This window comes from Allobosea sp. TAF32 (genome assembly GCF_052113585.1).
Taxonomy (GTDB): domain Bacteria; phylum Pseudomonadota; class Alphaproteobacteria; order Rhizobiales; family Beijerinckiaceae; genus Allobosea.
On record NZ_JBFRDM010000022.1, the window covers coordinates 1 to 7,558 of the forward strand.

Genomic DNA, 7,558 nt, shown 5'->3' on the forward strand with positions numbered 1-7,558 from the left:
GGCCCGGCCCCTTCAAGGATAGGCGCGGTCAGCTGACTGCTGGCGAGACGAATATGGCTGGAATGGTCCATTGTGTGCTCCTCATGTTCGAAAACGAATCGAACGTGCGGGGGCTCAGCACGTTCCCCGCCGCACCCAACCACCCTTGCCCTAACGGCGCTCGTGTTCGTTGTGATCTACGGGTGGCCGAGCGGGGCGTGGCGGTGAGCCGAACCGCAGTCCGCTCTTCAGCCCGCCACCCGGACTTTCCCGGTGGGCCTAGGGCGGCCGCCGACCCGAGGGCGATGGACGACGAAATTCGAGGCGAGCGGCAGGCTAGGGTTATCGTCTGGCAATCAGGAGTGTTAAGCGTCCGCGGGGGCTGGTCTCTGCCGATAGAACATTCGTTGGCGACAGCTGCTTTGCCCGAAGAGCGGAAACAATGCTCGGGACTGCCTCAATCGCAATCCTAAGTTTCTGAAGTTCGGCCTCACCCTTCTCCGCGACGTCACGACGGATCTGCACCTGCTTCGCCCTTGGCAGCAAACTAATGTCAACAATTGCGATTGGTTGGTTTCTCAGGGAGCCAGATGGGCTTGCGGGGTCAGTCAGCGGCCGTTCAAACGACGATTCATCCAATTCCTGAGCACTGGCGCCGACCAGGGCGAGAGAGAGGCCAGCCACTACGAGCGTGAGCGTGTGCATGAGGCCGACCTCTGGTGTATCGACTGCGTGGTGCGCTTCCACGCGGCAGCTCAAGACTGAGCCGGGTCATTTCAAAAGCGGGAAGATCTCTGGCCTGCCTGGCGGGACGGTGGCCACCCTTCGCCAGCAACACGAGCATTAGGCACGTGCGGCGAGGAAGCTTTGCGCCTTTTAGCGGAGGGAAGCGAATCCGGCGGGGTCACAACTCCGTTAGTTCTCAGCCCATCGAGCGAAGCTGCCGTCGAACGTTTAGAGGAGTGTCGAAGGCCGATGAAAAGCCGCCCGCCGGCCCTGGAGGGCCAAATTCTGGGGGTTGGCTTCGCCCGCGCCGCGGAGCTTCTAGAGCAAGGATGTCGCCGGTTGATTGGCCTCGGGTTCGCCGCCGTCCTTCTTCACGCCACGCGCCACGACGTTCAGTGCCCCGTCGGGCAGTGGCCGTTGGAGCGCCCTCGCCTCCTCGCAAGGTGCGGTCATCCAAGCCTCGCACTCCTCCGGCGTCGTCAGGATCACAGGCATCGCCTTGGGATGGATGGCGCCAACCTCTGCGTTCGGATCAGTCGTCAGGAAGGCGTAGAGGTCGATCGTTTCCTCGCCGTTCTTGATCTTGCGGACGCTGGTCCATTGCGGCGCCCAGATGCCGGCGAAGTAGGCTGTCGGACGTTCCTCTCCGAACGCGAACCAGACATCCTGCTTCGAGCCCCAGTCGAGTTCGCTGAACGAGGTGAACGGCACAAGGCATCGGCTTTCGACGCCGAGCCAGCGCTTCCAATGCGAGCCTGAGATATTGTGGACGTTTGTCGTTCCGCTGTCCGGCTCCATCCGAAGGAGTTGGTCGAAGTCGACCTCCTTGCCCTTCGCCCGTAGCTTGTCGGCGCGCTTGGTCGCGGCGTGAGCTGCGCCTTCTTGGACGACGGCATGCCCCACCGCGTCATCGTGAGCGTCGGAGCGCTCCCCTCGTTGCGAATAATCGGCGCCGAATAATCCGGGAAGATCCCCGGCTGCGGCACGACCTGCGCCGCCACGTCGAACTTCGCAAACAGCTTTCGCATCGCCTCGACGAGCTGAGCCCCATCATTGGCGGGGGCCAATCGGGAGGTCCGGCCGATATCCGGGCAGTAGGCTCCGCACTTCATGCCGTATTTCTGCGGCTTTCGGACCGGGTTGTCGTACCGCCAAGGGCATGGGTTGCGAAACAGCGCGACGAGCCGAGCAAGCGTCGCATGCGCGCCGTAGCGCCAGGCCAACGAAGCCAGCCGAGCGTCCCCACTACGCTGGCAGTAATGGCAGCGGAAGCGCACGAAATCCCGCAGCTCGGTCTGGTTGTTCGGCGGGTTCATGCTCGGTCATTGTTTAGGCTCGCGAACCGGCCGCGCCCCCTGAGAGAACACCCCGCGTAGAAAGCCGCGCGAGACCGAGCGATCGGCGTCCGCCAGCAGCACGAGGAAGTCATGCGCCAGGGCGCGCAGGGCCCCCGCCTTGCTGCCGTGTTCCTCCAGCCGCGTCGAGACGATGCCGGTGATTTCCGCGTCCAGCGTGGTGTCTTCACCATGCTGATCGGCTGGCCGGCCTGACATTGCTCTTGTCCTCGAGATATGAGAACAAAATGAGAACAGGCTTTCCGGGAGTCAACCCATGAACATCGACACCTTCTTCCTCCAGCCCTTCAAAGACCCATCGGAAGAAGCTGGTTCCGGCCCAGCGCGTCCCGGCGAAAACGAAATACCACGCGCTGAATGAGGGCGAGCGCCTGGGCCGCACCGCCGAGGGCGTCGCGGTTGTGCATGTGGTCGCGGACGATGAAACCGGAGAAGTCGCTTCGATCGACGTCCTCGCCCGCCATGGCGCGATTGCCGAGGAGTTCAAAGAGCAGATCAGGGCTCTGTAGGACCGGAAGGTTTATCGCGATGATGGCCATCGCCAACATGCGCGAGAACGGGACGCGCTACATCACGCTGATCGAGTGCGGTTAGCATGTCGACGGGTGGCGTAGAAGGCGCCTGAAATCGGCGCTACCGCAGGTTGGGCCGATTGCCCGCGCCCAGCATAAGATCTAGCAGAACCCCCCGCTCAGTCGTCCTCTTCATCGTCCCAGCGACGACGATAGTCGCGACGCCTCCTCTCCCGCTCCCAATCCCGCTCGCGTTCGTACCGGTTCCTGCGATAGCGGTCCCTGTCGTCTTCCCACTCATGAGGCCGACGATCATAGGGTACGTAATACTGCGCGTATGCGGTCTCTGCGGCGACCGCGCTCGTTACAGCTCCGCCTATCAGAGCTGTGAGGAAAGTTCGCCGATTCATTGTCGCTCCCCTCGGGTTGGTACAATTTCGGTCGGCATGCGGTGGTAGAGAAACTGACCATGATTGAAGCGGTTCCGAGTATTTTTCGGGTGCGCAAGGCCCGCTAGCGGATCTGGTAGACGTCGACATGATTGGCGTCCTCTCGCAGCCCCTTGTAGGAGGCATGCCGTAGCTTGCCTTCATCGGTCCAGGCGCGGAACTCGATCTCGGCCACAAGGGCCGGCGCCAGCCATAGGCGGCCCTTCGTGTGCCCTTTCATGATTACGGCTGGCCTCGGGACGATGAGCTGCTCCATCTGCTTTCGCAGCGCTCTTGCGCTGGCGTCCGTGAAGCCAGTTCCGACTCCTCCGACATAGTCAAGGTTGTCCCCTTGGCGAGCTGCGAGGAGCAGCCGGCCCACCCCGCCGAGCGCGACCATCGACGGCTCATAGCCGATGATGACGAAGCTCTCGGACTGGACGCATTTGATCTTGAGCCATTCCCCGCCGCGGCCAGATCGATAGGCAGCCGAACGCCGCTTCGCGATGATGCCCTCGAGCCCCATCTCACAGGCGAGCATCAGGAAAGCGGGGCCATCGGCCCTCACATCCTCGCTGAAGCGAATCGCACCATGGGCTGCACCATTGAGGACGTCCGCCAGGATGTCGCGCCGCTCACCATAGCCCAGCGCCCTCAAGTCATGGCCGTTAAGGTAGAGCAAATCAAAGGCATAGAGAATTGCTGTCGAGGCGGGAGCACTTCCCCCCTCGTCCACCAAGAGCTTTTTGAAGCGCGCTGAAATCCGCCGCTCCCCGATTGTCCAGCACGACAGCCTCTCCGTCGAAGATCGCACTGTCCAAACCGAGGGCCTGGGCATCCTTTACAGCCAAGCGATAGCCGTCCCATTTGACCTCGTACGACCAGTCATCGCTGCGCGGAATCTTGCGGCTCAATAGCGCCAGGCATGGCTCGACGCGTTCAGGCATGGGATCGGTGAAGAGCTCGCGCTCGATCTTCTGCCGGCGGCTGAGCGGCGGCCCCTTGACGGTGTCGACGCCCAGCCCGGTCTAAGAACCCGACGCGCACAATCATCGAGTGATCTCTGCATAACAAAAAGGCCCGATCCCCTTTCGGAGACCGGGCCGAGTTTAGGGAGGGACCGGTTAGGCCGGCAGCCATCTTGCGGCGGTCAGCCGCTCGATTTCACGATCGGCCGGTGCGCGATCGACCCGATCCTTAGTCTCCGGCCGCGCCGCACGCGAAAATCCTTCTGAAACTTTGAAGGATCGAGCGCCCGGCGCGCGACCAGTTGGGCAGCTTTTGCTGGCGATCAGTCGGACCGGCCTTTCGCATTCTTGATCTGATCGATGACCTGATCGAGGTTGTAACTCGCCGGGTCCTGCATCGGCGGGAACTCCTTGTAGGAGAGAAGTTCCTTCATCCACAGCGCCTGGCCGATCGGCAGCATGTTCCAATCGTAGATGTAGGCAGTGGAGGGCGAGCCGATCGTACCACCCATACCCATGAGCGTCTTGTACTGCGAGCCGATCGAGGTCTCAAACGGGTCGCGCTTGATGTTGACGACTTGGGCCCAGTGAAATGGCTGCACGCCCGAGACAAAGCCGGCGGGCGAATCCGACACCATCGCAAAGTAGATCTTCCAGTTCTTGTAGCGCACCGCCGACGGCTCTTTGCCGGAATAGTAGAAGAACGTGTCGCGCGCCGATTTTTCTGACCGTCCGAGCAGGTATTCGGTCTGGTCGACGCCATCGAGCGTGGTCTTGACGATGCCGGGATAGCTGCCAGCCCTGATGCGCTGGTTCAGAGCATCACCCTTGTCTCCGCCGGCCAGGTTGACGAGCGTGGGCAGCCAGTCGAGTGATGCGAAGATGTCATTCTTGACCGTCCCCGCGCGGATGCCACCGGCTGGCCAGCGGACGAGCAGCGGTACGCGCATGCCGCCTTCCCATGTGGTCAGCTTGCCGCCCTTGAACGGCGTGGTGCCGCCATCCGGGAAGGTGATCGTCTCGGCGCCGTTGTCGGTGGTGAAGACGACGATCGTATTGTTGAGCTGACCCATGTCCTCGAGCTTCTTGAGCACGACGCCAATATTGTCATCGAGTTGCTTCATGCCGGCTTCGTTGAGGCCCCAATCCTTGCCGCCGGGTTCGCCGATCATCGCCTCGTATTTCGGCGACAGAACCGTCGTGATGTGCATGCGCGCCGGGTTGTACCAGGCGAAGAATGGCTTGTTGGTCCGTCGGGGATCGTTGCGCTCAAGGAAGTCGACCACCTTGGCCGAGATTTCCTCGTCCACCGTCTTCGAACGCTCCAATGTCAGCGGCCCTTCGTCCCGGCAGGTCTGGTTGGCCGCCGTGCCATCGGATGACGTGCAGAACATCACCGGACGCGGCGGCGTCAGGCAGACCGAGGTTCGTGGGTCCACCGCGCCGGCAACCGGCGGAATACCCGGGATCGTCGTGTTGATGCATGGCGGAGCAACGGTCTGCTGGGAAGGGGTCTTGTTGATGTCGGGGAAGCTCACGCCCTGCATCGCGTCGAGGTGATACAGATAGCCCCAGAATTCCTGGAAGCCGTGCGCGGTCGGCAGCGCGTCGGTATGATCGCCGAGATGGTTCTTGCCGAACTCGCCGGTGTTGTAGCCGAGGTCGAGCAGGAACTTGGCCAGCGCCGGGGTGCCGGGCCGCAGGTAGGATGGGCTGCCGGGCAATTGCGGCGGGATCATCCCCGTCCGCAATGGATGCATGCCGGTGAAGAAGGCATTGCGGCCGGCCGTGCAGCTCTGCTCGGCGTAGTAATGCGTGAAGAGCGCGCCTTCCTGGCCAATCCGATCGATATTGGGCGTTTCCCCGACCATCAGCCCGCGGTGGTAGATGCTCGTCTGCATGATGCCGATGTCGTCACCCATGATGAACAGGATGTTCGGTTTGGACGGCGCCTGGGCGGGAGCCGGCGCCTGCGCAATGGTCGGCGTCGCTGCCGCGGCAGCGATGAGTGCGGTGGCGCCGAGCAGGCCCGCGCGGGTTCGCCCGCACCAGCCACAGAAGGCGCGCTGCAAGTCCTCTTTGACGTCAGAAAGTCCACGCATCTCGATTTCAGGTGCCATTTTCATCTCCAACATTTGCTGAATGTAAGATTTGATGAATGCAGGCCTATTCGATAAGCGCAAAACAAGCCCTTCCGCAGATCTCGATTTGATCTGCAGAAGTACCCATTGGATTTTGATTTCGACTTTTTGCGACGGAGCAGTTGGCGTGAATATTACGGAAACAAGTCTGTTCGAGCGATATTTGAGGTAACGTAGCAACCAGCCGCCCGAAGACTATATAATCCACCGCGACATCAATGTGAAATGAATTCGGACTCTGAGAACGGTGACCGCGTGAAGGCGCTCCAGTGGCGGGTCGCCGGCGGCGATGCACGCTATGAGGCCGCGAACAGATACTAACGCCGATGGATCGGCACGCCCGGTAACCATCCATCTCGGACGCCGGACGAAGCAACCGCCAGCGGGATCTGACGGGGCCAAGTTTAGAGAGGAGCCGGTTAGGCCGGCGGACATCTTGTGGCGGTCAGCCGCTCGATTTTGTCATGCCAACTTGGATCCCCCGTGCGGGGCAGCGTGCGGTCGGGTCTCAATGACGCGATCTAGTCGCTCATTCACGCTGCCGACGTCGTTCTGGATCTCAGAGCGCACTGAAATTGGCACCACAAGCGGTAACGTGGCACCTATTGGCGCAAAGTTTGGCAGCTACGATCGCATGGCCACAATGCCGTACTGCGCGTACCTAAAAAGCGGATAGCGTTTTGGCACCTGTCGCACGGGCCGGCATCCGCCCGGCCTGAACTAAATTTCAGGCCGAAGACGGCGAGCTTCATCACTGACTCGTGCATGTCAGCCCTTCTGATCAAAAGGAGTGGCAAAGGGACATGGAGGACCGAGCGATGACGAACAACACCATCCTCGCAATGGTGACAAACCGCCTCCGCCACAACCTTCATCAGCTCAATCACAAGATTCCTGAGGAGGACACGGTTCGGTTGGCGCGTTTCCTACTCGAGGACTTTGATGCCGCTCATTGGCGGCTGGTTCCGTTAGCTCCGACGCAGGAAATGGTCACCGCATCAATGAACGCCATGCGCAAGCGCCTCAAACGCAACGGCAGGGTCGCCGAGCGGCCCAAGCACGCGTGGAGGCTGGCCGCTGGCATTGAGGCTGCTCCTCAGTGGAACGTTACGAAGCAACCATCTGGCGCGCCCCTCGGCGTCGACAAGAATGCCGGACTTTGTGACCATGAACAGATGCAGCTTCAGGACAGTGCACGGAACGTTGGAACGCTCGAAACAATGCCGGATGAACTCTTCGCAGAAGCTACGGCCGAATTGGCTCGATACGAACGCGAGGGTTCATGACGTTCGATGCCCCACAATCGTTTGAATAGCCCCTAGATTCCTGGACGCCTTCTTCCCTAATTTTGAGGCAAGGAGGCCATGATGGGGCCCGGACATTTTACGGACGATTTCAAGCGTGATGCGGTCGCGCAGATCACCGAGCGGGGCTACCCCGTTGCAGAGG

General features: G+C 61.3%; 4 protein-coding genes and 2 pseudogenes. 1 reads left to right on the forward strand and 5 read right to left on the reverse strand.

The genetic code is table 11. The annotated features are described in order from the left end of the window. Positions 1-1,023 precede the first annotated feature (1,023 nt). The 5 genes and pseudogenes from AB4Z16_RS27790 to AB4Z16_RS27810 form a co-directional block, all read right to left on the reverse strand. Positions 1,024-1,733, reverse strand: a pseudogene (locus AB4Z16_RS27790) (SOS response-associated peptidase family protein). A 294-nt stretch (positions 1,734-2,027) separates the two neighbouring features. Then, the gene (locus AB4Z16_RS27795; RefSeq protein ID WP_441514544.1) at positions 2,028-2,258 is read right to left on the reverse strand and encodes a hypothetical protein; all 231 of its coding nucleotides are present in this window, start codon (positions 2,256-2,258) and stop codon (positions 2,028-2,030) included. Between the two features lie 89 nt (positions 2,259-2,347). Beyond that, positions 2,348-2,599: a hypothetical protein gene (locus tag AB4Z16_RS27800; protein WP_441514545.1), complete on the reverse strand. Its 252-nt coding sequence runs from the start codon at positions 2,597-2,599 to the stop codon at positions 2,348-2,350. Positions 2,600-3,085: 486 nt separating this feature from the next. Then, a pseudogene (gene ligD, locus AB4Z16_RS27805) lies at positions 3,086-4,022 on the reverse strand (non-homologous end-joining DNA ligase). A 269-nt stretch (positions 4,023-4,291) separates the two neighbouring features. Further along, positions 4,292-6,289, reverse strand: a complete 1,998-nt coding sequence (locus AB4Z16_RS27810; RefSeq protein ID WP_441514546.1) for an arylsulfatase — start codon at positions 6,287-6,289, stop codon at positions 4,292-4,294. Positions 6,290-6,927: 638 nt separating this feature from the next. Between AB4Z16_RS27810 and AB4Z16_RS27815 the strand changes: the two genes are divergently transcribed. Next, entirely contained in the window at positions 6,928-7,395 is a 468-nt protein-coding gene (locus tag AB4Z16_RS27815; RefSeq protein WP_441514547.1) for a hypothetical protein, read from the forward strand. Positions 7,396-7,558: the final 163 nt, after the last annotated feature.

Excerpts from the sequence above, each read along its gene's own strand:
- AB4Z16_RS27795 (WP_441514544.1), bottom strand. The coding sequence starts at position 2,258 with ATGTCAGGCCGGCCAGCCGATCAGCATGGTGAAGACACCACGCTGGAC.
- AB4Z16_RS27800 (WP_441514545.1), bottom strand. The coding sequence starts at position 2,599 with ATGGCCATCATCGCGATAAACCTTCCGGTCCTACAGAGCCCTGATCTG.
- AB4Z16_RS27815 (WP_441514547.1), top strand. The coding sequence starts at position 6,928 with ATGACGAACAACACCATCCTCGCAATGGTGACAAACCGCCTCCGCCAC.